The 24,182-nt window shown below is 71.1% G+C and carries 20 protein-coding genes and 1 riboswitch; of the genes, 18 read left to right on the top strand and 2 right to left on the bottom strand.

The window, feature by feature from the left end; genetic code table 11:
- Positions 1 to 3: 3 nt before the first annotated feature.
- The 5 genes from secD (at position 4) to ABD747_RS01860 (ending at position 7,622) form a co-directional block, all read left to right on the top strand.
- Complete coding sequence (gene secD, locus ABD747_RS01880) at positions 4 to 1,761, top strand: protein translocase subunit SecD (RefSeq protein ID WP_425562465.1); 1,758 nt, start codon at positions 4 to 6, stop codon at positions 1,759 to 1,761.
- Positions 1,761 to 3,050, top strand: coding sequence for a protein translocase subunit SecF (gene secF / locus ABD747_RS01875; protein ID WP_344801377.1), 1,290 nt, complete (start codon positions 1,761 to 1,763; stop codon positions 3,048 to 3,050). The genes secD and secF overlap by 1 nt, the downstream gene beginning before the upstream one ends.
- A 4-nt stretch (positions 3,051 to 3,054) precedes the next feature.
- Entirely contained in the window at positions 3,055 to 3,645 is a 591-nt protein-coding gene (locus ABD747_RS01870) for an adenine phosphoribosyltransferase (RefSeq protein WP_344801376.1), read from the top strand.
- 231 nt (positions 3,646 to 3,876) lie between these two features.
- Positions 3,877 to 4,932: a potassium channel family protein gene (locus ABD747_RS01865; protein WP_344801417.1), complete on the top strand. Its 1,056-nt coding sequence runs from the start codon at positions 3,877 to 3,879 to the stop codon at positions 4,930 to 4,932.
- 479 nt (positions 4,933 to 5,411) lie between these two features.
- A complete protein-coding gene (locus ABD747_RS01860; RefSeq protein WP_344801416.1) occupies positions 5,412 to 7,622 on the top strand; it encodes a RelA/SpoT family protein in 2,211 nt (736 codons plus the stop codon).
- Positions 7,623 to 7,822: 200 nt separating this feature from the next.
- On the opposite strand, the gene ABD747_RS01855 is transcribed toward ABD747_RS01860, so the two are convergent.
- Entirely contained in the window at positions 7,823 to 9,064 is a 1,242-nt protein-coding gene (locus tag ABD747_RS01855; protein WP_425562463.1) for a DUF349 domain-containing protein, read from the bottom strand.
- 31 nt (positions 9,065 to 9,095) lie between these two features.
- On the opposite strand from ABD747_RS01855, the gene ABD747_RS01850 reads away from it, so the two are divergent.
- The 3 genes from ABD747_RS01850 to ABD747_RS01840 all read left to right on the top strand — a co-directional run bounded on the left by ABD747_RS01850 (position 9,096) and on the right by ABD747_RS01840 (position 12,752).
- Complete coding sequence (locus ABD747_RS01850) at positions 9,096 to 9,791, top strand: MBL fold metallo-hydrolase (protein WP_344801373.1); 696 nt, start codon at positions 9,096 to 9,098, stop codon at positions 9,789 to 9,791.
- Positions 9,788 to 11,125, top strand: a complete 1,338-nt coding sequence (hisS, locus tag ABD747_RS01845) for a histidine--tRNA ligase (protein WP_344801371.1) — start codon at positions 9,788 to 9,790, stop codon at positions 11,123 to 11,125. Before ABD747_RS01850 ends, hisS begins: the two co-directional genes overlap by 4 nt.
- A 157-nt stretch (positions 11,126 to 11,282) precedes the next feature.
- Positions 11,283 to 12,752 carry a DUF2252 domain-containing protein gene (locus ABD747_RS01840; protein ID WP_344801369.1) on the top strand — a complete coding sequence of 490 codons (1,470 nt, stop codon included), beginning with the start codon at positions 11,283 to 11,285 and terminating at the stop codon, positions 12,750 to 12,752.
- Positions 12,753 to 13,153: 401 nt separating this feature from the next.
- Here ABD747_RS01840 and ABD747_RS01835 read toward each other — a convergent pair whose 3' ends face one another.
- The gene (locus ABD747_RS01835; protein ID WP_344801415.1) at positions 13,154 to 13,750 is read right to left on the bottom strand and encodes a hypothetical protein; all 597 of its coding nucleotides are present in this window, start codon (positions 13,748 to 13,750) and stop codon (positions 13,154 to 13,156) included.
- 129 nt (positions 13,751 to 13,879) lie between these two features.
- Between ABD747_RS01835 and aspS the strand changes: the two genes are divergently transcribed.
- The 10 genes from aspS (at position 13,880) to ABD747_RS01785 (ending at position 24,006) form a co-directional block, all read left to right on the top strand.
- Complete coding sequence (aspS, locus tag ABD747_RS01830) at positions 13,880 to 15,676, top strand: aspartate--tRNA ligase (protein ID WP_344801414.1); 1,797 nt, start codon at positions 13,880 to 13,882, stop codon at positions 15,674 to 15,676.
- 208 nt (positions 15,677 to 15,884) lie between these two features.
- Entirely contained in the window at positions 15,885 to 17,081 is a 1,197-nt protein-coding gene (locus ABD747_RS01825) for an FAD-binding domain (RefSeq protein ID WP_344801368.1), read from the top strand.
- A 15-nt stretch (positions 17,082 to 17,096) separates the two neighbouring features.
- Complete coding sequence (locus ABD747_RS01820) at positions 17,097 to 17,708, top strand: TetR/AcrR family transcriptional regulator (RefSeq protein WP_344801367.1); 612 nt, start codon at positions 17,097 to 17,099, stop codon at positions 17,706 to 17,708.
- 73 nt (positions 17,709 to 17,781) lie between these two features.
- The gene (locus ABD747_RS01815; protein WP_344801366.1) at positions 17,782 to 18,534 is read left to right on the top strand and encodes a CG0192-related protein; all 753 of its coding nucleotides are present in this window, start codon (positions 17,782 to 17,784) and stop codon (positions 18,532 to 18,534) included.
- 147 nt (positions 18,535 to 18,681) lie between these two features.
- A riboswitch (Fluoride riboswitch) is annotated at positions 18,682 to 18,754 on the top strand.
- Positions 18,755 to 19,011: 257 nt separating this feature from the next.
- On the top strand, positions 19,012 to 19,509 hold the full coding sequence (locus ABD747_RS01810; RefSeq protein WP_344801365.1) for a universal stress protein: 498 nt from the start codon (positions 19,012 to 19,014) through the stop codon (positions 19,507 to 19,509).
- Positions 19,506 to 20,018, top strand: coding sequence for a fluoride efflux transporter FluC (locus tag ABD747_RS01805; RefSeq protein WP_344801364.1), 513 nt, complete (start codon positions 19,506 to 19,508; stop codon positions 20,016 to 20,018). The genes ABD747_RS01810 and ABD747_RS01805 overlap by 4 nt, the downstream gene beginning before the upstream one ends.
- Positions 20,015 to 20,392 (top strand): fluoride efflux transporter CrcB, encoded by a 378-nt coding sequence (gene crcB, locus ABD747_RS01800; RefSeq protein WP_344801363.1) that lies wholly within the window; start codon positions 20,015 to 20,017, stop codon positions 20,390 to 20,392. Before ABD747_RS01805 ends, crcB begins: the two co-directional genes overlap by 4 nt.
- 207 nt (positions 20,393 to 20,599) lie before the next feature.
- Positions 20,600 to 21,979, top strand: coding sequence for a replication-associated recombination protein A (locus ABD747_RS01795; protein ID WP_344801361.1), 1,380 nt, complete (start codon positions 20,600 to 20,602; stop codon positions 21,977 to 21,979).
- A gap of 77 nt (positions 21,980 to 22,056) precedes the next feature.
- Positions 22,057 to 22,650, top strand: coding sequence for a biotin transporter BioY (locus tag ABD747_RS01790; protein ID WP_344801359.1), 594 nt, complete (start codon positions 22,057 to 22,059; stop codon positions 22,648 to 22,650).
- A 120-nt stretch (positions 22,651 to 22,770) separates the two neighbouring features.
- Entirely contained in the window at positions 22,771 to 24,006 is a 1,236-nt protein-coding gene (locus ABD747_RS01785; RefSeq protein ID WP_344801358.1) for an AMP-binding protein, read from the top strand.
- The last annotated feature ends 176 nt before the right edge of the window (positions 24,007 to 24,182 follow it).

Below are 24,182 nucleotides of genomic sequence, written 5' to 3'. Positions count from 1 at the left end.
CTGATCATCCTGGGCGCCATCATCGCCGCCCTCTACGGGCTGATGGCGGTCAGCGGCAACTGGACGCCGAAGCTGGGTCTCGACCTGCAGGGCGGCACGACCATCACGCTCACCGCCAAGAACACCAGCGGCACCGGCCAGGTCGATCCGACCAGCCTGCAGCTGGCCAAGACCATCATCCAGAGCCGGGTCGACAGCCTCGGCGTCGGCGAGTCCGAGGTGACCACGTCGGGCAACAACCAGATCGTGGTCAGCGTGCCCAACGTCCAGCAGGACGAGCTGGTTCGACTGGTCGGCCAGACCGCGCAGCTGCGGTTCCGCGCGGTGTACGACGTCCAGCCGGTCACGCCGCCGGCGAGCGCGAACCCGTCGCCCAGCGGGGAGGCGACGAGCGCCCCCAGCAGCGAGCCGACCGGCAGCGCGAGCGCGGGCACCAAGCCCAGCGCGAGCCAGTCGGCGGCCGCCGAGCCCAGCGCGACGGCCACCGGCAACGGCCGCCCGGCGCCGGCACTGCCGACCGCGCCCGGCACGCCGCAGCCGGCCCGGCCGAGCACCCAGGGCTCGGGCACGCCCCCGGACAAGGCGATGAGCTGGCAGCCGAGCGAGCAGGACACCAGCGACTTCGCCGCGTTCACCTGCGACGAGGCCGACAAGATGCCGGACGTCCCCGACCAGCCACTGTTCGCCTGCAACCAGGAGAAGACCGAGAAGTACCTGCTCGGCCCGACCATCATCGAAGGCAACCAGCTGACCACGGCCCAGGCCGGCGTGCCGCAGAACAACCTCGCCTGGGTGGTGAACCTGGAGTTCAACTCCGGCGGCGCGGCCGCGTTCGAGCAGGCCACCGGCGAGCTGGCCAGCCGTTCCGACCCGCAGAACCGATTCGCCATCGTGCTCGACGGCGAGGTCATCTCGGCCCCGTCGGTGAGCTCTGCGATCCCCGGTGGCCGGGCCGAGATCTCCGGCAACTTCAACCAGCAGTCGGCGACCCAGCTGGCGAACGTGCTGAAGTACGGCGCGCTGCCGCTGGCCTTCGACGTGTCCGAGGTCTCCAACGTGTCCGCGACGCTCGGTGGTGAGCAGTTGCGGGCCGGCATCATCGCCGGCATCGTCGGCCTGGCCCTGGTCGTCATCTACTGCTTCTTGTACTACCGCGGTCTGGGCGTCGTGGTCGTCGCGTCGCTGGCGGTCGCGGCCGCCATCACCTACGCGGCGATGGTGCTGCTCGGCGGCTCGGTCGGCTTCGCGCTCAACCTGCCCGGCATCGCGGGCGCGATCGTGGCCATCGGCATCACCGCGGACAGCTTCGTCATCTACTTCGAGCGGATCCGCGACGAGGTACGCGAGGGGCGCAGCCTGCGCACCGCGGTCGAGACCGGCTGGCGACGGGCCCGGCAGACCGTGCTGATCGCCGACGCGGTGTCGATGCTGTCCGCGGTCATCTTGTTCATCCTGGCCATCGGCTCGGTCAAGGGCTTCGCGTTCACCCTCGGCCTGACCACCGTCATCGACGTGCTGGTCTGCTTCATGTTCACCAAGCCGCTGATGTCGTTGCTCGCCCGGACCAAGTTCTACGGCGGCGGGCACAAGTGGTCCGGGCTGGACCCGGCCCACCTCGGGGTCAAGGCGCTGCCCGGCTCGCGCGCCACCCGCCGGGGCGGCGTCCAGACGGCCCGCACCGGTGGCGCCCACACCGTCGGCGCGTCCCGCCTGGCGCGACCCTCGGCACGACCCGGCACCACGGTCGGAGAGGAGGCCTGATGTCCAAGCTGTCCGGTATCGGTCATCGGCTCTACGTCGGCGAGGTCTCCTACGACTTCATCGGGCACCGCCGGATCTGGTACACGGTCTCGGCGGCGCTGATGGTCATCTCCATCGCCGCGGTGGCGATCTTCGGCCTCAAGTGGGGGATCGAGTTCTCCGGCGGCGCAGACTTCCAGGTCAGCACCACGGTCACCAGCACCACGGTGGACGACTTCCGCACCGCGATCGAGAACTCCGGCGTCCCGAACCTGCAGGACTCCACCATCAACACGATCGGCAACAACGCGGTCCGGGTGCAGACCCGAACGCTGGATCCGACCCAGGAGGTGCCCAAGGTCCGCTCGGCCATCGCCGAGGAGGCGGGTACCACCAGCGAGAACGTCGCGTACAGCCTGATCGGCGCCTCCTGGGGCGGGCAGATCACGCAGAAGGCACTGATCGCGCTCGGCGTCTTCCTGGTGCTGGTCACGCTGGTGATCTGGGCGTACTTCCGCAACGGCAAGATGTCCGCCGCCGCGCTGATCGCGCTGGGCCATGACCTGGTGCTGACCGTCGGCATCTATGCGCTGGTCGGCTTCACCGTCACCCCGGCGACCCTGATCGGCGTGCTGACCATCCTGGGCTACTCGCTGTACGACACCGTGGTCGTGTTCGACAAGGTCCGGGAGAACACCCGCGACATCAAGTCCTCCACGACCCGGACGTACGGGGAGGCGGCGAACCTCGCCGTCAACCAGGTGCTGGTCCGCTCGATCAACACGACCATCATCGGCGTCCTGCCGGTGGCGGCGCTGCTGTTCGCGGGCGCGTTCATCCTCGGCGAGGGGCCGCTGAAGGACCTGGCGCTGGCGCTGTTCGTCGGCATGATTTCCGGCGCGTACTCCTCGATCTTCATCGCCACCCCGCTGCTGGTGCAGATGAAGGAGCGCGAGCCCGACATGCAGAAGCTGTCCCACCGGGTGGCGAACCGCCGGGCCCGGGAGGCGTCCAAGATCGGCACCGGTGGCGCCGAGGGCACCCGCAAGGGGACCAAGCGGGCGGCGACCACCTCGACGGCCGCGACCTCGGTCGCGACCCTCGACCCCGACGACGAATCCGACGAGGACGAGGACCGCAGCGAGCCGGACAGGTTCGGCGAGCCGGAGGGAGTCGGCGAGCCGTCGGTGAAGGTATCGGTGCAGAAGGCGACCGACCCGCCGCCGATCACCGTCACCCGGCCGACCGGCGACGGCGCGGCCCGGCGGCCGCAGCCCCAGCACAAGCCGCGCAGCCAGCGGAAGAAGTAGTGCCATGCAGGCCGGACTCCGCCAGCCGACCGGTACGGCCGGGTCGGGTGCGCTTGACGCGCTGATCGTGGACGTGCCGGACTTCCCGAAGCCCGGCATCGCGTTCAAGGACATCACCCCGCTGCTGGCCGACCCGGCCGGCTACGCGGGCGCAATCGAGGGTCTGGTCGCTCTGGCGCCGGCGGGGATCGACCTGGTCGTCGGGATGGAGGCGCGCGGCTTCCTGTTCGCCGCGCCGGTCGCGCTCCGGCTGGGCGTCGGCTTCGCCCCGGTCCGCAAGCCGGGCAAGCTGCCCCGCACGACGGTGGCGGCGAGCTACACCCTGGAGTACCGCTCCGAGACGCTGACCATGCACGCCGACGCCGTCCGGCCCGGCCAGCGGGTGCTGGTGGTCGACGACGTGCTGGCCACCGGCGGCACCGCGCGGGCGACCGCCGACCTGGTCGCCGGACTGGGCGGCGAGGTGGTCGCCGTGGTCGTGCTGATGGAACTGGGCTATCTCGACGGCCGGGCGACCCTGCACGCCGCCGGGCTGACCGACGTCCGAGCGCTGCTGACCGCCTCCGCGCCCGCGGACGAACAGGACGTCTCGTGAGTGCGCCGCGGACGATCGGCTTCCCAGCGCCGGGCGCGAGCGAACAGGTCAGACCGTGAGCGAGCGTCGGGTAGGCGCGCCGGTCTTCCGTGGTCACGGAGCGGAAGGCACGATCGAGGCGAGCCAGGGTCTTCGCGGGGCGAGTGGGTCTTCCGCGCTGGGGGCGCGGACGATCGGCCTCGCAGCGCCGGGCGCGAGCGAACAGGAAATGCCGTGAGCGAACCGCAGGGGTTGTTCCACCGCCGCTCGGGCGGGTCGCGCGGCGGCAGCTGGGTCACCCAGGCTCTGGTCAGCCTGCCCGACCGCCGATCGACGCCCGCCCGCGAGCTGGGCAAGCGAATCCTGATCGCGCTCGGCATCTTGGCGATCACGGTCGCCATCGTGTTCATCGACCGCGACTCCTACACCGACAGCTCCGACGGAGTGGTCTCGTTCGTGGACTCCATCTACTACTCCACGGTGACGATCACGACCACCGGCTACGGCGACATCACCCCGGTCACGCCGCACGCCCGGTTGATCAACTCGATCATCGTCGCCCCGCTGCGGGTCATCTTCCTGGTCTTGTTGGTCGGCACGACCCTGCAGGTGCTGGCCAACGAGGGCCGGCGGATCTTTCGCGACAACCGCTGGAGGAAGCACATGCGGAACCACGTCGTCGTCATCGGTTACGGCACCAAGGGCCGGTCCGCGGTCGGCACGCTGGTCGACAACGGGGCGAACCCGGCCCAGGTCGTCATCATCGACAACCGGCCGGCATCGATCACCGAGGCCAACATCAAGGGCTATGCCGCGATCGAGGGTGACGGCACCCGGCGGGAGATCCTGCGCCGGGCCGAGATCATCAAGGCCCGCGAGGTGGTCATCACCCTCGACCGGGACGACTCGGCGATCCTGGTCACCCTGACCGTGCGCCAGCTCAACCCGAGCGCACACGTTGTGGTGGCCGTGCGCGAGGACGACAACGCGCCGCTGCTGCGGCAGTCGGGCGCCAACGCGGTGATCACCTCCTCGGAGGCCGTCGGCCGGCTGCTCGGCCTGTCGGCGGTCAGCCCCAACCTCGGCGTGGTGATCGAGGATCTGCTGTCGTCCAAGGAGGGCCTGGAGGTCGGCGAACGCCAGGTCACCCGGGACGAGGTCGGCAAGTCCTCCGACGAGGTACGCGGGGAGCGCGTCGTCGCGGTGGTGCGGAACAAGACGTTGCGCCGGTTCTACGACCCGACCGTCGCCACCCTGGAGACCGGCGACCAGGTCGTCGTCGTCCGGCACGCCGCGGAAGAGGGCTGAGCCCGCCGGTTCGGCCGGAGCGCCGTCCGACACTAGACTGAACTCGACCTGAGGGTGTCTTCCGTCGAGGAGGCGTCGAGGAGGCGAGCATGAGCGAGTCGGGTGCCGCGTTGGACGCGGACTCGGCCACGCCCGGCGAGCGGTCCGCGAAGCCCGCCTCGACCCCCACCGAACCTCGTCCCTCGCCCAGTGCGCACGCCAACGCGGCCGCACGTGCCGCCGCCGGTGCCCGGGTCGCGGTGGTCCGCCCGATGGCGGCCTCGGCCCCGCCGCCGACACCGTCTCCGAGCCCGTCGCCGGTCAGCCCGCCGGCGGCCGGCCCCGCCTCGACCAGTGCCGCCTCGACCAGTCCCGCCTCGACCAGGTCCGCGCACACCGGCACCGCCTCGACCGGCCCCGGGCGAACCGGTTCCGCACCGGACGGCCCGGCGCGAACCGGTACCGGCGCGGCCAGTGTCGTGCCGGATCAGCCCCGCGGGATGCGTCACCGGATCGCCCGGCTCGGGACCAGCCGGCCGCAGACGCCGGTGCTGGACCCGTTGTTCCGGGTGCTGCGGGCGAACCACCCCAAGGCCGACGTCGCGCTGATCGAGAAGGCGTACAAGATCGCCGAACGGCACCACCGCGGCCAGATGCGGGCCAGCGGGGACGCGTACATCACCCATCCGCTCGCCGTCGCGACGATCCTGGCCGAGCTGGGCATGACCGAGTCGACGCTGTGCGCGGCGCTGCTGCACGACACGGTCGAGGACACCTCGTACACCCTCACCCAGCTCAGCAAGGACTTCGGCGAGGAGATCGCCCAGCTGGTCGACGGCGTGACCAAGCTGGACAAGGTCAAGTACGGCGACACCGCCAAGTCCGAGACCATCCGCAAGATGGTGATCGCGATGAGCCGCGACATCCGGGTGCTGGTGATCAAGCTCGCCGACCGGCTGCACAACATGCGGACGCTGCACTACCTGCGGCCTGACAAGCAGTCTCGGATCGCGAACGAGACGCTGGAGATCTTCGCCCCGCTGGCTCACCGGCTCGGCATGAACACCATCAAGTGGGAGCTGGAGGACCTGTCCTTCGCCACCATCCACCCGAAGATCTACGACGAGATCGTCCGGCTGGTGGCCGAGGCGGCGCCCAGCCGGAACGACTTCCTGGCCGGGGTGATCGAGGAGGTCCAGGCCGACCTCAAGGCGGCCAAGATCAAGGCCACGGTGACCGGCCGGCCGAAGCACTACTACTCGATCTATCAGAAGATGGTGGTCCGCGGCCGCGAGTTCTCCGACATCTACGATCTGGTCGGGCTGCGCGTCCTGGTCGAGACCGATCGCGACTGCTATGCCGCGCTCGGCGTGGTGCACGTCCACTGGAACCCGCTCCCGGGCCGGTTCAAGGACTACATCGCGATGCCGAAGTTCAACATGTACCAGTCCTTGCACACCACCGTGCTCGGCCCGGAGGGCAAGCCGGTCGAGCTGCAGATCCGCACTGTGGAGATGCACCGCAAGGCGGAGTACGGCGTCGCGGCGCACTGGAAATACAAGGAGAGCAACGGCGCCGAGCCGGACAACGAGGCGCACGACCTGGTTTGGCTGCGGCAGCTCCGCGACTGGCAGCGGGAGACCGCGGATCCGGGGGAGTTCCTCGACGGGCTGCGCTTCGAGATCAACTCCACCGAGGTGTACGCCTTCACCCCCAAGGGCGACGTGATGACGTTGCCGCAGAGTGCGACGCCGGTGGACTTCGCGTACGCGATCCATACCGAGGTCGGCAACCGGACCATCGGCGCCCGGGTCAACGGCCGGCTGGTGCCGCTGGAGTCGGAGCTGGTCAACGGCGACGTGGTGGAGATCCTCACCTCCAAGTCCGACGGCGCCGGCCCGAGCCGGGACTGGTTGTCGTTCGTCAAGAGCCCGCGGGCCCGGAACAAGATCCGGCACCACTTCACCCGGGAGCGCCGCGAGGAGTCGATCGAGGCGGGCAAGGAACAGCTGGCCAAGCAGCTCCGCAAGTCGGGGCTGCCGATGCAGCGGCTGCTCACCCTCGAGCACCTGACCGCGGTCGCCGGCTTCTTGAATCTGACCGACGTCTCCGCGCTGTATGCCGCGATCGGCGAGGGCACCGTCGGCGCGCAGGCCGTGGTGAACCGGATCGTCTCGGTCGAGGGCGGCGAGGACGCGACCGCCGACGAGACCAGCGAGGACCGGGTCGTTACCGGCCGGCGCCGGGTCTCACCGGTCGGCAACGGGGCGGGCATCGAGGTCGAGGGCATGTCCGACGTCCACGTGAAGCTCGCCAAGTGCTGCACGCCGGTGCCCGGCGACGAGATCCTGGGCTTCGTCACCCGGACGACCGGGGTCTCGGTGCACCGGGTGGACTGCGTGAACGCCGCCAACCTGCGCCAGTCGCCCGAGCGGCTGGTCGACGTGTCCTGGGCGCCGACGGCGGCCAGCTCGTTCCTGGTGCACGTCCAGGTCGAGGCGCTGGACCGCAACCGGCTGCTGTCCGATATCACCCGCACCCTGTCCGACCAGCACGTGAACATCCTGTCGGCCGCGCTGACCACGTCGCGGGACCGGATCTGCAAGGCCCGGTTCATGTTCGAGACCGCCGACCCGACCCACCTCGACCACGTGCTCCGCGCCGTACGCCAAGTCCCCAGCGTCTTCGACGCCTACCGCATCAATAGCTGAGCTCGGCCGGAACAGGGCATGTACTCGATGCGGCCCTTCGACAGGCTCAGGGCACTAACGCGGGTGGCGCCGACGCTGCGCGCCGGGGAGTGCAGGAGGGTTCGGTGAGACGCGCTTTTGTCTCACCGAACGCGACGAACGAGCCGGCCTGGAGCGCAGCGGAGCGCGGAGCGAGGGCTTGCCCGAGCGGAGCAATCAGCTCAGCTGAAGTCGGAGGCCGCCTGTTGCGCCTGGGTGAGCCACTCCTGGTAGGTCGCCGCGCTGTCTCGGGCCTGCTGGGCCGCCTTGGCGTCGCCGCGGGCTTCGGCCTTGGCCGCCTTCTCCTCCAGGGCGTCGATCTGGGCCTGCAGCTTGGCGGCGGTCTCCTCGGCGCGGGCTCGCGCCTCGGGGTTGGAGCGGCGCCACTTCTCGTCCTCGGCCTCCCGGATCGCGGTCTCGATCGCCCGGAGCCGGTTGTCCAGCGGCCGGATCGCGTCCCGGGGCACCTTGCCGATCGCGCCGTACCGGTCCAGCAGGTCCCGATAGGCGGCCCGCGCCGCCGCCAGATCGCGGACCGGCAGGATGGCGCCCTCGGCCTCGTCCAGCAGCGCCTCCTTGGCGACCTGGTTGGCCTTGAACTCGCTGTCCTGCTCGTCCTGGACCGCCTGCCGGGCGCCGAAGAACGTGTCCTGAGCGGCCCGGAACCGACGCCACAGCGCCTCGTCGATGTCTCGTGGGGCCGAGCCGGCCGCCTTCCAACGGGTCATCAGGTCCCGGTAGGCCGCTGCACCCGCCGCCCAGTCGGTCGAGCCGGCCAGCGCCTCGGCCTCGACCACCAGCTTCTCCTTCACCTTCTGCGCGGCGTCGCGCTGCTCGGCCTGCTGGGCGAAGTGGGCCTTGCGCCGCCGGGTGTACGTCGTCCGCGCGCTGGAGAACCGGTGCCACAGCTCGTCGTCGGTCGTCCGGTCCAGCCGGGGCAGCGCCTTCCACTCGTCCAGCAGCGAACGGAACCGGTTGACCCCGCCGCGCCAGTCGTTGCTCTGGGCGAGCTTCTCCGCTTCGACGACGAACTGCTCCTTGCGCGCCTTCGTCTCCTCGTTCTGCTTGGCTCGTTCGGCCTTCCGGTTGGCCCGCTGGTTGGCGATCACCGGACCGAGCGCGTCCAGCCGCGCCGACAGCCCGGTCAGGTCGCCCACCGCGTGCGCGTCGACCAGAGACTCGCGCACCTTGGTGACCGACGACAAGGCGTCGTCGGGGGACAGCGCGCCGGACGCGATCCGGCGCTCCAGCAGCGACACTTCGAGCTCGAGTGCCTCGTACCGCTTGACGAAGAAGGCCAGCGCCTCCTCCGGCGGTACGTCCGGCACCTGACCGACCGCACGCTCGCCGTCGGGCGTACGCACGAAGACGGTGCCGTCGCTGTCCACCCGACCGAACGCTGCCGGCCCTGCGGCCTCAACCATGCCCCCCATCCTGCCCGATACGCTCACCCGCGTGTTCATAGCCTCGTTCCCGGCCGGTCCCTGGCAGACGAACTGCTACCTCGTGGCGACCGCCGCCGGCGAGGAGTGCGTGATCGTCGACCCCGGAATGGACGCGGCCCCGACGGTGGCCGAGGTGATCGTCGAGCACGGTCTGAAACCGGTCGCCGTGCTGCTCACCCATGGTCACCTGGACCACACCTTCAGCGTCACGCCGCTCTGTGCGGAGTACGCCTCGAGCGCCTGGATCCACTCCCTCGACCGTGAGCTGCTGGTCGATCCGCTGAAGGCGATGAGCGAGGACACCCGCCAGCTGCTGGCCCGGCTCGGGCTGCCGGAGCGGATGACCGAGCCGGACGACGTGCACGAGCTGACCGACGGCGCCACGGTGCCGATCGCGGGTCTGGAGTTCCGGGTCGACCATGCCCCGGGGCACACCAAGGGCTCGGTGCTGTTTCGCACCGACTACCCGCTGGACGACGACGTCGAGGAGGTCGTCTTTTCCGGCGACGTCTTGTTCGCCGGATCGATCGGCAGAACCGATTTGCCCGGTGGCAGCACGGCGGACATGCTGGACAGTCTGCGGGCCAAGGTGGCGACGCTGCCCGCCTCGGCGGTCGTGCTGCCCGGCCACGGCCCGCAGACCACGATGGCGCGCGAGCTGGCCACCAACCCCTATCTGCAGCATCTCGACAGGAGCAGTCTGTGAGTCGCCCCCGCCCGCTCTCGGGTTTCCCGGAGTTTACGCCGGAGCAGCGGATCGTCGAGCAGCACGTGCTCGACCGCTTGCGGGAGACGTTCGAGCTGCATGGGTTCGCCTCGATCGAGACCCGCGCGGTCGAGCCGCTGGACCGGCTGGCCAAGCAGGGCGAGATCGACAAGGAGGTGTACGTCGTCCGCCGGCTGCACGCCGACGAGCGGTCCGCCGACGAGCTGGGCCTGCACTTCGACCTGACCGTGCCGTTCGCCCGCTATGTGCTGGAGAACGCGCACGCGCTGGCGTTCCCGTTCCGCCGCTACCAGATCCAGAAGGTGTGGCGGGGCGAGCGACCCCAGGAGGGCCGGTACCGCGAGTTCACCCAGGCCGACATCGACATCGTCGACACCGGAACCCTGGCCGCGCACCACGACGTGGAGCTGCCGCTGGTCACCCTCGGCGCGCTCGAGCGGCTGCACGTCGACCTCGGCATCCCGCCGGTGCTGATGCGGGTGAACAACCGCCGGCTCGCCCAGGGGTTCTATCGCGGGCTCGACATCGACGACCCGGCGGAGGTGCTGCGCCAGGTCGACAAGATCGACAAGATCGGTCCGGACCGGGTCGTGCAGACCCTGGTCGAGCAGGTCGGGCTGTCCCGCGCCCAGGCCGACGCCTGTGTCGCACTGGCCGGGATCGCCAGCGCCGACGAGTCGTTCGTCGACGCGGTCCGGGCCCTGGGGGTGCGCTCGGAGGAGCTGGACGCGGGGATCGAGCTGCTCGCCGACGTGGTCCGCACCGCGCAGCGGTACGTCCCCGGCCGGCTGGTCGCCGACCTCAAGATCGCCCGCGGACTGGACTACTACACCGGGACCGTCTACGAGACCGAGCTGGTGGGGTACGAGGGCTGGGGCTCGGTGTCCTCGGGCGGGCGCTATGAGTCGCTCGCCTCGGACGGGCGGACGACGTATCCCGGGGTCGGGCTGTCGATCGGGGTGACCCGGCTGCTGGTCCCGCTGCTGTCCCGCGGCCTGATCGGCGCGTCCCGGCCGGTGCCGACGGTGGTCCTGGTGGCGGTGGACTCCGAGGACGCCCGGCCCGACTCGATCGAGGTGGCCGAGCTGCTCCGCGCCCGCGGCATCTCCTGCGAGGTGGCGCCGAAGGCGGACAAGTACGGCAAGCAGATCCGGTTCGCCGACCGGCGCCGGATCCCGTACGTCTGGTTCCCGGGCTCCGGCGAGAGCGGCGAGGTGAAGGACATCCGGACCGGCGAGCAGCTGCCCGCCGACCCGCGTCGGTGGGCTCCGGCGGAGGAGGACCTCAGGCCGGTCGTCGCCCTTCAGCCCTGATTTCGTCCCCGGAGTGCCCGCGTGGAGCCGGAAATCGGGGGGCTCCGAGTCACTGGGGGGACATTCTCAGGGTGAGCTCCGTCCACCACAGCTGCGGGGTTTTCGCGCGCGGTGACGCGGGAACGTTAGGGTATCGACCGGTCGGGAGGTGATCGTCATGAGCGGGTCCACGGTGACCAGCGGTGCGCGCGCCGGGCACACCGTGCTCGCCAGCGCCGACAGCGAGGCGTTCGCGTCGCTGCGCCGCCGCCCCACGTCCCGCAAGGAACGCAAGGCGATGGGCAAGGCGCTCCGCAACGAGGTGCCGCGGTCCGCGCTGGCGGAGTGGAAGGTGCCGATCGGCCGGCCGGACCCGATCCAGCTCATCCTCGACTCGCACGAGGGCCGGGTGCCCGCGCTGATCCCGATCCGGGTGGCGCGGATGGTGACCAGCCCGTACGGCTTCCTCCGCGGCACCGCGATCGTGATGGCCGAGGACGTCGCTCACCTGCCGGCGACCGGGATCATGCCGGTCATCTGCGGCGACGCACATCTGGGCAACTTCGGCTTCTACGCCTCGCCCGAGGGTGAGCTCGTGATCGACCTGAACGACTTCGACGAGGCCCACCCGGGCGGCTGGGAGTGGGACCTGCGCCGGCTGGCAGCCAGCATCTGGGTCGCCGGCCGGGAGAACGGGTCGGCCGAGGACGAGTGTGCCGACTCGGTCCGCGCCTGCGTCGCGGCCTATCGGGCCGAGGTGCGCTTCCTGGCCGAGCAGCCCCTGCTGATGCGGTCGTACAACCGGCTCGACGTCGGTCGGCTGCACGAGACCGCTACGGAGAAGAGCCTGCGGGAGGAGATCGAACGCTCCGCCAAGCGGGCCCGCAACCGGACGAGCGACCGCGCGCTGCCGCGGTTCACCACCGAGAGCGAGGACGGCAGCCGGCGGATCGTGGAGGAGCCGCCGCTGATCACCCGGCTGTCCGAGGCGGAGATCGACGACGTCGGCCGAGCGCTGGACAGCTACCTGAGCACCCTCGCCCCGCACTGGCGCCGTGCCCTGGGCGGCTACACGTTGCTCGACGTCGCCCACAAGGTCGTCGGAGTCGGCAGCGTGGGGCTGCGGGCGTACGTCGCGCTGCTGGAGGGCAGCAGCGAGGACGATGTCGTCTTCCTCCAGCTCAAGCAGGCGCGGCGCTCGGTGCTGGCGAAGTACGTGCACGGTGACGCCGCCTGGCACGCGCACCAGGGAAAGCGGGTGGTGGAGTACCAGCAGGCGCTGCAGACCGTGAGCGATCCGCTGCTGGGCTGGACCACGTTCGACGACCGGCAGTACTACGTCCGGCAGTTCCGGAACATGAAGGGCACCATCCCGCTGGACTCGATGGACGCCGCCGCGCTGACCGACTACGCGGGGATCGTGGGGCATCTGCTGGCGAAGGGTCACGCCCGGACCAGCGGGGCGTCGATGATCGCGGGGTACGTCGGCTCGTCGGAGAAGCTCGACGAGGCGATGGCGACCTTCGCCCGGTTGTACGCCGACCAGACCGAGGCCGACCACGCCCTGCTGGTCCGGGCGGTCAAGCGCGGGGTGCTTCCGGTCGACGAGGAGCTGATGGCGAAGGGCTCGGCCTTCCGGCCCTCCTGACGTGCGCCTCCCTGAGGCCGTCGGACTCGTGTGGGCGCTTGGTCCGGAGGTCCTGGGGTCGGTGAGTGGGGGTGCTGGGGGTACGTCCCGCCCACCTCGCTCCGCTCCGCAGGCTCCGCTCCGCTCGGAACGCCCGACCACGCCCTGACGTACCCCCAGCACCCCCACCCACCTTGCTGTGTTGCGCCTGCTTCGCTTCCGCCAGCACCCCCAGCACCCCCAGCACCCCCCACCCGCCTTTTTGAGTTGCGCCGGCTCCGCTGGGGACCCGGGGCACATATGGGCGCGAGTGTCCCGAAATGTCGACGACACGCCGACAGCGGCACGCCAGATGGGCGCGAGTGTCCGCAAACGTCGCAGGGGCCGGGTCGGGTCGGGTCGCGCGAGCTGGGGGAGTGAGGTCAGGTCGGGCGGCCGGGGCGCCAGAGCAGGACGAGGGCGACGCCGCCCAGCACGATCAGGCCCAGGGCGGTGAAGCCGGCGATCGCGAGGGCGCGGTCGACCCGGGCGTCGGCGCGGACGGTCTTCTCCTGGGTGTCGGAGGAGCCCGGGCGGGGGAACTGGCCGCGGCCGAGCAGGGCCGGTGCGGCGGTGGCGCCCGGCAGGTTGCCGCTGCACAGGGTGGTGGTCAGCCGGGTCACGGCGTGATCGCCGGTGCCTTCCACGCCGGAGGTCGCGAAGATCACCCAGGTGCTGTCGACCTCGGCGTCGATTCCGCAGCCGGCGCTGTCCCGCGGGCTGAGCACGACCTGGTCGGAGAACACGCGTCCCTTGAACACCCGGGACACCTCGAACCGGAGCTCGATCCGGGCGTCGGAGCCGTGGCCGGTCCGGTCTCGCTCGGTGACCCGGCCCTTGAAAACGGCGTCGGCGCGGTCGACTGCCTGCTGGGTGGTGGTCGGTGCGCAGGAACATGCCCAGGCCGGGGTCGGTTCGATCAGCACCGCCGCGCAGGCCAGCGCGACCGCGATCGCGACCAGCGCGATCCGTCCCAGCATCCGAGCCACGGCCCATCCTCACCCGCCGACCCGAGTCGTGTGAAGAGGCTCCCGGGCCAAACGGTTTCCGCTGCCCGCACGGCGCCGCCTAGGATCGTGGGCCGACAGCAGACGTACGAAGGGAATCTCGTGATCCGCACCCACGGCGCCGGAACGTTGCGCGCCGAGCACGCAGGAACAACCGTCACACTGGCCGGCTGGGTCGCCCGCCGGCGCGATCACGGCGGGGTGGCCTTCCTGGACGTGCGCGACGCCTCCGGCGTGGTCCAGGCGGTCGTCCGGGACGAGATCCTCGCCGCCTCGGGGGCGCACGGGCTGCGGAACGAGTACTGCATCGCCGTCACCGGGGCCGTCGAGCTGCGCCCGGAGGGCAACGCGAACCTCGAACTGCCGACCGGCGAGGTCGAGGTCGTGGTGAGCGAGATCGTCGTGCTGAACCCGTCGGCCCCGTTGCCGTTCCAGATCGACGAGCGGGTCGAGGTCGGCGAGGAGGTCCGGCTGAAGTACCGCTACCTGGACCTGCGCCGGCCCGCCCCGGCCGCCGCGCTCCGGCTGCGCAGCCGGGTCAACCAGGCGGCCCGCGAGGTGCTGCTGGGCCGCGACTTCGTCGAGATCGAGACCCCGACGATGACCCGGGCGACGCCGGAGGGGGCGCGCGACTTCCTGGTGCCGGCCCGGCTGCGGCCCGGATCCTGGTACGCCCTGCCGCAGAGCCCGCAGCTGTTCAAGCAGCTGCTGATGGTGGCCGGGATGGAGCGCTACTTCCAGATCGCCCGCTGCTACCGGGACGAGGACTTCCGGGCCGACCGGCAGCCGGAGTTCACCCAGCTCGACATCGAGATGAGCTTCGTCGACCAGGACGACATCATCGAGCTGACCGAGCGGCTGCTGGAGGCGATCTGGTCGCTGATCGACGTCGAGGTGCCGACGCCGATCCAGCGGATCACCTACGCCGAGGCGATGGATCGCTACGGGACGGACAAGCCGGACCTGCGCTTCGCGCTCGAGCTGACCGACGTCACCGCGTTCTTCGCCGACACCCCGTTCCGGGTCTTCCAGGCGCCGTACGTCGGTGCCGTGGTGATGCCCGGCGGCGGCTCCCAGCCGCGCCGGACCTTCGACGCGTGGCAGGAGTTCGCCAAGCAGCGCGGCCACCGCGGGCTGGCGTACGTGACGGTCGGCGAGGACGGCGAGCTCGGCGGTCCGGTGGCCAAGAACATCTCCGATCTGGAGCGTTCGGGGATCGCCGCCCAGGTCGGGGCGAAGCCGGGGGACTGCATCTTCTTCGCCGCCGGCGAGCGGCGCGGCGCCCAGGCGCTGCTCGGTGCCACCCGGCTGGAGATCGGCCGTCGGGTCGGCCTGATCCCTTCGACAGGCTCAGGACAGGCTGAGTCCGCCTGGTCGTTCGTCTGGGTGGTCGACGCCCCGCTGTTCGAGCCGGCCTCGGCCGCCGTGGCCGCCGGTGACGTGGCGGTCGGCTCGGGTGCCTGGACCGCGGTGCACCACGCGTTCACCTCGCCGAAGCCGGAGTCGTTGGACACGTTCGACTCCGACCCGGGCAGCGCGCTGGCGTACGCGTACGACATCGTCTGCAACGGCAACGAGATCGGCGGCGGCTCGATCCGTATCCATCGCCGCGACATCCAGGAACGGGTGTTCGCGGTGATGGGGCTGTCCAAGGAGGAGGCCGGCGAGAAGTTCGGCTTCCTGCTGGACGCGTTCGCCTTCGGCGCCCCGCCGCACGGTGGGATCGCGTTCGGCTGGGACCGGATCTGCGCGCTGCTCTCGGACAGCGACTCGATCCGTGAGGTGATCGCGTTCCCGAAGTCGGGCGGCGGGGTCGACCCGCTGACGGACGCGCCGGCCCCGATCACCGCGCAGCAGCGCAAGGAGGCCGGCGTCGACGCGAAGCCCGCTCCGGCCTGAGCCAGCGGGTCTCCCGCTTCGCGTCTCGCCGCCGGCGCCTCCCGACGTTTTCGGACACTCGGGCGGATCTGGTGACGTGATCCTGGCGTGTCGCCGCTGTTTCAGGACACTCGCCCGAAAACACCGACAGCGACCCCGGGCCCGCACCAGATCGCCCCTTCCGGATTGCTAGACCGATGGTTAGACTGATGGTCTAACCATCGGTCTGATGAGTTGGACGGGAGGCGTCATGCGAATCCTGATCGTCGGTGCCGGAATCGCGGGGCCGACCTTGGCCTACTGGCTGCTGCAGGCCGGGCACGAGCCGACCCTGGTCGAGCGAGCGCCGGAACTGCGCCGCGGCGGCTACCTGGTCGACTTCTGGGGCGCCGGCTTCGATGTCGCCGAGCGGATGGGCATCGTGCCGGAGCTGCGGCGGCGGGGTTACGCATTCACCGAGGGCCGTGCCGTCGGTCCGGACGGACGCCGGATCGGGTCGGTGAAGACGTCCGCGATCATGGGCGCGGTCGAGAAGTACGTCAGCATCGCCCGGACCGATCTCGCAGCCGTGATCTATACGGCGCTGCAGGACCGGGTCGACCTGTTGCTGGACGACACGGTGGCGAGGCTGGAGCAGGACGAGCACGAGGTGCGGGTCGTGTTCGCGAGCGGCGGCGAGCGGACGTTCGATCTCGTGATCGGTGCCGACGGGCTGCACTCTCGCGTGCGTCGGCTGGCCTTCGGCCCGGACGCCGGGGCCGAGAAGTACCTCGGCATCGTCATAGCGGCCTACGAGAGCCGAGGCTATGGTTTCCGCGACGATCTGGTCGCACTGATGTACGCCGAGGTCGGGTTCCAGGCAGTGCGGGTCTCGCTCCGCGAGGACAGGACGATGTTCGTGCTCAGCGTCCGGCACGACGGTCCGCTGCCGCCTGACGACCCGGCCGCCCAGCAGGCGCTGCTCCGGGACCGGCTCGCCGGTGCCGGCTGGGAGGTGCCCGCCATGCTGGCGGAGATGTCGCGGGCGGACACCTTCTACTTCGACGCGGCCAGCCAGATCCGGCTGCCGTCCTGGTCTCGGGGCCGGGTCGGACTCGTCGGCGACGCGGCGGCCTGTCCATCGTTCCTGGCCGGGCAGGGCTCCGCCCTGGCCATGGTCGAGTCGTACGTGCTCGCCGCGGAGCTGTGCCGGTCGAACGATCACCGCGCGGCGTTCGCGCGCTATCACGAGATGCTTGCGCCGCTGATCCGCTCCAAGCAGGATGCTGCGATGAGTCTCGGCACGGCGTTCGCCCCGAAGAACCGGCGCCAGCTGTTCGTCCGGAACGCGGCCATGCGGATGATGGGGCTGCCGAAGGTCGCCGATCTGGTGATGGGCCGCAGCTTCCGGGACGCCATCGAGCTGCCCGAGCCGGCGGCGGCCTGAGACGGTCGGTCTGTCGTGGTTCGACCGCGTTTCGCCCGGCTGCCGGCCGAGCAGCAGCAAGCCATCCTCGACGCGGCGCTGGACGAGTTCGCCGAGCACGGTTTCCACGACGCCTCGTTGAACCGGGTGATCGAGGCGGCGGGGATCTCCAAGGGGTCGATGTACTACTACTTCGACGGCAAGGAGGACCTGTACGCCTCGGTGGCCCGGGCCGGCCTGGAGCAGCTGTTCGCCGACGTCGGCCCCTTCCCGGTGCCGACCGCGGAGGACCCGGATGGGTTCTGGGCCACGCTCGCCGACTACTACCTCCGGCTGATGACGAACCTGGCCGCGTCGCCGAGACTCGCCGCCTTGCTGCGCGGCTGGGCGGTGTCCGGGAGCGCACTCCGGCAGGCGGCGGGGGAGCTGGAACAGGCCGTGCTGCCGTGGATGCAGCAGACGTTGGCGGCCGGCCAGCGGGTGGGTGCGATCAGGACGGACCTGCCGCCGGCGTTGCTGATCGGCGTGGTCAGCGGGATGGGCCAGGCGATGGACGGCTGGCTGCTGGCGCAGGACGCCGCCGACGTCGACCTGCCGGACGTGATCGGGGTGCTGACCGACCTGCTCCGCCGCGTCCTGGCGCCGTGATGGCACGCTTCCTGTGCAGACTGGCAACCGCGGCCGGCGACAGCGCGGCTGAGCGGTCACTACGGTGGGCCACGTGGCCCTCATCTACGACGCCGAGCTCACCCCGTCGAAGCCCGACCTGCTGACCGAGTGGGTACCGCGGCAGTCCTGGTTCGCCGGTGACGCGGCAGCTCGGGTGCGCATCCTCGGTTCGTACCGGTTCGACGACCCGGCGGGCGAGGTCGGCATCGAGACGTTCCTGGTCCGCTTCGGTGACGGGCCCGTGCTGCAGGTGCCGCTGACCTATCGGGGCCGGCCACTCGACGACCGGGCGGATGCGGCGGAGGTCGAACCGATCACCACCATGCAGCACTCCGTGCTGGGCACGCGCTGGGTGTACGACGGCCCGCACGATCCTGCGTACGTCGCCGCGCTCGCGTCTGCCGTGCTGACGGGCGGCAGCGAGGCCAAGCTGCTCATGTCCGACGGCACCGAGCTGCCGTCCCGCGGCTCGGTGCAGGGTTCGGGCGCCGCGGCCGATGGTGTGGCGGAGCCTGCTTCGCTGGACGTCATCGACTCGGACGGAGCCACCGCCTGCGTGACGCCCGACTACACGCTGGCGGTACGGCGGCTGGTCGAGCCCGGCGACGCCGCTGCCGCCGATGTCGCCGGGGCCGAGACTCTCGACCTTCGACTGACTGGAACCTGGGCGGGCTCGCCCGAGCAGGCCGTGCTGGTCGTGCTGAGCGGGCGGGCCAGCTCGGCCGTCGAGAGCCGCAACGCCGAGCCAGCACCCGCACCATCGACCGCTTCGTTCGGCAGATCGATGCCTGAGCCTCATGGCTGAGGCTCGCGACTGCGCCTGAGCTCCGTCCGCTCTCTTCGCCCGTCGACCAGCTCGGGCGCGATTCGATGACGCTCGCTCGGCAGGGTGACGAGCGTCACAGCGACGCCAGGAGCGGCCGGCTGGTCGAGGTCTCGTGTGCCGCCTAGTGTTGATCACGGCGATGGTGTCCGCCCGAGGATCTCCTCGAACCGCCGCGATGGCTGATGACTCCTGAGACGTCTGTCCATGTCTCGAGGAGCGCGCACTGTGAGCTCATGAAACCCACCCCTCAGGACGAGCCCACCGAACTCGTCCCAGACGTTCGGGAACCTGCGCTGGGCGGCCTTCTCACCGCAGGTGCCCGCGTTCTGGATGCTTGCCGCGCTGGTCGCCACGTGGCTCAGCTGGCCGCGGCGGGCCGTGGGATGACCCGAGCCGGAAGCGCGCGCCCAGGTCGGCGAAGCTGTACCCGGGGACGGATCGAGGAAGGTACCAGCCATGAGTGAGCGCACCATCGTCGTCGGCGTCACGCCTCACCAGCCGGACCGCGTGGTCCGCGAGGCCGCTCGGTTCGCCCGCGCGTTCGACGCCTCGCTGGTCTGCGCGCACGTCGACCCCGGAGCGTACGTCGTCGACGAGCGCACCGACGGCTCGATCGACTCCCGACCGGTCGACCCGGACGCGATCGACTTCGACGGGGCGGTCTTCGACCCCGCGCTGGCCGAGCGGATCGAGACGTGGAGCCGGGAGGAGTCGGTCGCGGTGGAGTTCCGCGAGCTGGCCGGTGACATCGCGCACGCTCTCGGCCGGCTCGCGCAGGTGCTGGACGCGCAGCTGATCGTGGTCGGCAGCCGCCGCGGCGGGTTGCGGTCGAGCATGCACGAGTTCTTCGGCGGCTCGGTGGCCGTGCACCTCGCGCACCGGCAGCCCAGGCCGCTGGTGGTGGTGCCGCTGAACCCGATCGTCGAGGGTCCGCTGCCGTGGGAGCCTGCGTGAGCGACGAGACGACCGGCGAGCAGACTCCGGTGCCGGTGGAGAGCGACGCGGAACGCGACGACAGCGCGGCCGCACGGGCCCGGCCGGCCCATCACTCGTTCGGCAACATCGTGCTGGTCGCTGCCGGCGGGGCGATCGGCACCGGTCTGCGCTACGCAGTGAGCCTGGCCGTGCCGGCCCAGTCCGGCGTGCCGGTCGGTATTTTCTTGATCAACATCACCGGGGCCTTTCTGCTCGGCCTGCTGCTGGAGTTCCTGGCCGACACCAGCCTGGACGTCGGCTGGAGCCGGCGGGCGCGGCTCGGTATCGGCACCGGGGTGATGGGCGGCTACACCACCTACAGCGCGCTGGCCGCCGACACCGTCACCCTGGGCCTGGCCCATCCGGTCTGGGCGGCCGCGTACGCCGTCGGCACCGTGGTGATCGGCGGCCTCGCCTCGGTAGCCGGGGTCTTGCTGGCCCGCCACCAGCTCCGGCCGGCGCTCGCGCTGCGGAGGACCTCGAAGTGACCGGGTTGGAGATCGTGCTGCTCTGCCTCGCCGGTGGGGTCGGTGCGGCGCTGCGGTTCGTCCTGGACGGGACCGTCCGGCACCACAGCTCCGGCTCGTTCCCACTCGGGACCATGATCATCAATGTCAGCGGCTCGTTCATCCTGGGGCTGATCACCGGGCTGGTCGCCGGCTCGGTGCTGACCCACGGCTGGCAGCTCGTGCTGGGCACCGGCCTGATGGGCGGTTACACCACGTTCAGCACGGCAAGCCTGGAGACCGTCCGCCTGCTCGAGGACCGCCGCTGGCTGGCCGCTGCGGCCAACGGGTTGGGCATGCTGGTGATCGCGGTCGCCGCGGCCGCGGGCGGATATGCCCTGGGACTGTGGTTGTGAGCCCGTCGCGCCTCGGATCCCCTTGCAGCATCTCGGATCCCCTGTGGCATCTCGGATCTCCTGTGGCGCCTCGGATCTCCTATGGCACCTCGGATCCCCTGCAGCGCCTCNCGTGCAAGGGATCCGAGGCGTTCCAAGGGATCCGAGGAGTGGGCGCGAGGAGCAGCGCGGGCCGGTGTCGGCGATAGCTCGTAGGCTGTGCGCGCGATGAGTGAGGATCTGTTCGGCGGGCTGGTGGGCGCGCCCACCACGAGCGCGGGACCGGGTGTCGGCGGCAGCCTCGCCGACGCCGTACGTCCGGGGGAGTCGAGCCGGCACCTGCCGCTCGCGGTGCGGATGCGGCCGCAGACGCTGGACGAGATCGTCGGCCAGCAGCACCTGCTCGGGCCGGGTTCGCCGCTGCGCCGACTGGCGTCCGGTGAGCCGATGTCGGTGTTCCTGTGGGGGCCGCCCGGGGTCGGCAAGACCACCATCGCGTCCGTGGTCTCGCGGCAGACCGACTCCCGGTTCGTCGAGATCTCGGCGGTGACGGCCGGGGTCAAGGAGGTCCGGGCCGTGCTGGACCAGGCCCGCCGCGACCTCGGCGCCGGCCGGCAGACCGTGCTGTTCGTGGACGAGGTGCACCGCTTCTCCAAGACCCAGCAGGACGTCCTGCTCCCCGCGGTGGAGAACCGGCTGGTCACCCTGATCGCGGCCACCACCGAGAACCCCAGCTTCTCGGTCATCTCGCCGCTGCTGTCCCGATCGCTGCTGCTCACGCTCAAGCCGCTGACCGACGACGACATCTCCGGGCTGATCGACCGGGCGCTCGGTTCGGACCGCGGGCTCGGCGGCACCCGTGAGCTCGAGCCGGAGGCAAGGGCAGCGATCCTCCGGCTCGCCGGCGGCGACGCCCGGCGGGCGCTGACCTATCTGGAGGAGTCGGCGGCCGGTGCCGCGGCGCTGGACGCGACCGCCATCACCACCGACATCGTGGAGGCGGCGGTCGACAAGGCGGCGATCCGCTACGACCGCGACGGCGACCAGCACTACGACGTGATCAGCGCGTTCATCAAGTCGATCCGCGGCTCCGACGTCCAGGCGGCGCTGCACTATCTGGCCCGGATGATCGCGGCCGGCGAGGACCCGAGGTTCATCGCTCGCCGGCTGGTGATCCTGGCCAGTGAGGACATCGGGCTGGCCGATCCGACCGCGCTGACCACGGCGGTCGCCGCTGCCGACGCGGTGGCCTTCATCGGCATGCCGGAGGGCCGGATCAACCTGGCACACGCCGTGATCGCGCTTGCCCTCGCGCCCAAGTCGAACTCGGTTGTGACGGCGATCGACGCGGCCCTCGCGGACGTACACGCGGGGAAGATCGGGCTCGTCCCGCCGCACCTGCGGGACGCGCACTACCCGGGAGCGAAGGCGTACGGCCACGGCAAGGGCTACCAATACGCGCACGATCATCCGCACGGCATCGCCGCCCAGCAGTATCTGCCGGACGAGCTGGTCGACGCGCGCTACTACAGCCCGACCGACCACGGGTCGGAGGCCGCGCTGGCCGCCCGGTTGGCCCGGATCGAGGAGCTGCTCGGCCGCCACTAAGCGGACACGTTTCGTCGACGTCACGGCGATTTCCCTAGACTGCGCAGCGCTCCATCCGTCAACGGAAGGCCACGCCCATGAGCGGGTCCACACGTCGCAGCTCCGTTCGCGACCTCGCCCAGATCGCCGTCTTCGCCGGCATCGTCGCCGCGCTCGGGTTGATACCCCCGGTCTTCCTGCCGATCGGGCAGGGCATCCCGGTCACGGCCCAGAGCCTCGGCGTGATGCTGGCGGGACTCATTCTCGGCGCGCGTCGCGGGTTCTTCGCTCTTCTGCTGTTCGTCGCCCTCGTTGCGCTCGGGCTGCCGCTGCTGTCGGGCGGTCGCGGCGGCCTGGCGGTCTTCGTCGGGTTCAGCGCCGGCTTCGTGATCGGCTTCCCGATCGCCGCCTACGCAGTCGGCTGGTTCACCGAGCGCTTCTGCCGCGACGGTCGTTACCGGCTGGGCTGGGGGATCGTGGCTGCGCTGCTCGGCGGGGTCGGCGTGCTGTATGTCTTCGGCGCGCTCGGGTTCATGATCGTGACCCGGCTCTCCCCGCTGCCGGTGCTGATCTTCATCCCGGGCGACCTCCTGAAGGCGGTGATCGCCGCGCTGGTCGCCAAGGGCGTCCACGCCGCCTACCCGGGCCTGCTCCCGGTGGCCCGGCGCTCCGAGCCGACCCCGGTGTCCTGAATCACTGACCGCCCCATCCTCGTTCCTGACCGGCCCATCCGCCCTGAGCGGAAAGTGTGCGTGTCTTGCAGCGACACGCCGGCGGAGACTGTCGTACGTGCACAGTTTCCGGGGCAGCCGATGACCGGAGCGGACCCAATGGGCGGGCCGGAGCCGGTGGGCGGGCCGGAGCCGGTGGCGGTGTTGGCCGCGCCGGACCCGGTCGCGGCCTTCGCCGCGGTGGCGGCCGCCGGCGAGCGGCTCGCCCTCGCCACCTCGGGTACGTCCGGCGCCGCCAGGGTGGTCGTGCGGACCGCGCGATCCTGGACCGACTCCTTCCCGGCGGTGGCGGCACTGACGCAGACGTCCGCCGCTTCGCGGATCTGGATCCCGGGCCCGCTGACCGCCACGATGAACCTGTTCGCCGCCGCCCACGCGGCCTCGGTCGGCGCGGTCCGGGTCGACTCGCTCGCGGAGGCCACCCATGTGCACCTCACCCCGAGCCGGCTGCGCGCCCTGCTGGACGATGACGCCGACCTGCGCGGGCGTACGGTCGTGGTCGCCGGTGACGGGCTCGACCCGGAGTTGCGGACGCTGGCCGAGCGAGCCGGTGCCCGGGTCGCGCACTACTACGGCGCCGCGGAACTGTCCTTCGTCGCCTGGGGGGCCGACCGTGAGTCGCTCAGCCCGTTCCCGGGCGTCGAGGTCGATCTCCGCGACGGCGAGATCTGGGTCCGCTCGCCCTATCTCGCCGAGGGCTACCTCCCACTCCGCGCTCCCACCCCAGCCCCCCTCGCCCGGAAAGTGTGCAGCTCTCGCAGCGACACGCCGACCGCGGATGCAACACCCGCACAGTTTCCGGACGAGGGCGTGCTTCCGGACGAGGGCCGGCTGCCGGACGAGGGCCGGCTGCCGGACGAGGGCGGGCTTCCGGAAGGGGGAGGGCGGACAGCCGGCGGGGAGGGCGGGCCGCTCCGGTTCGATCGCGATGGGTACGCCACCGTCGGCGATCGGGGCCGGCTCATCGGGGACCGGCTTGTGGTCGACGGACGGCCGGAGTGGATCACCACGGGAGGCGCGACGGTGCTGGTCGCCGACATCGAGGCGGTCCTGCGACCGGCGGTGTCCGGCGAACTCGCCGTCGTCGGCCTGCCGCATCCACGGCTCGGCCACGTCGTCGTGAGCGTGCTGACCGACGAGAACGACCTCCCGGCCGCCCGGCTGGCTACGGCCGGACTCGGTGCCGGCCGGCCCCGCCGCTGGTACGTCCGCCCGTCCCTTCCGCTGACCGGCGCCGGCAAGCTCGACCGGGTCGAGCTGGCCGCCGATCTCACCCGGCGCGCGACCATGGACAACCCATCGGCGGCCGACGCGTGACCGGCCCCGGATCAGCCTCCGGCGCGCCGCACTCCGCACCCCGGAGGGCGACTCCGCGCCCTGCATGCCGGGTGCGGAGTGCATGTCCGGGGTGCGGAGTCGCGTCTGGGCTGCTGGACGGGGTGCGGAGTCGGTTCCCTGCCGGGTGGCCTTGGACGTGCGCCAGGAGCCACTCT

The organism is Microlunatus ginsengisoli (assembly GCF_039537205.1).
Lineage (GTDB): Bacteria > Actinomycetota > Actinomycetes > Propionibacteriales > Propionibacteriaceae > Microlunatus > Microlunatus ginsengisoli.
This window is presented reverse-complemented; position numbering and strand designations above follow the sequence as displayed.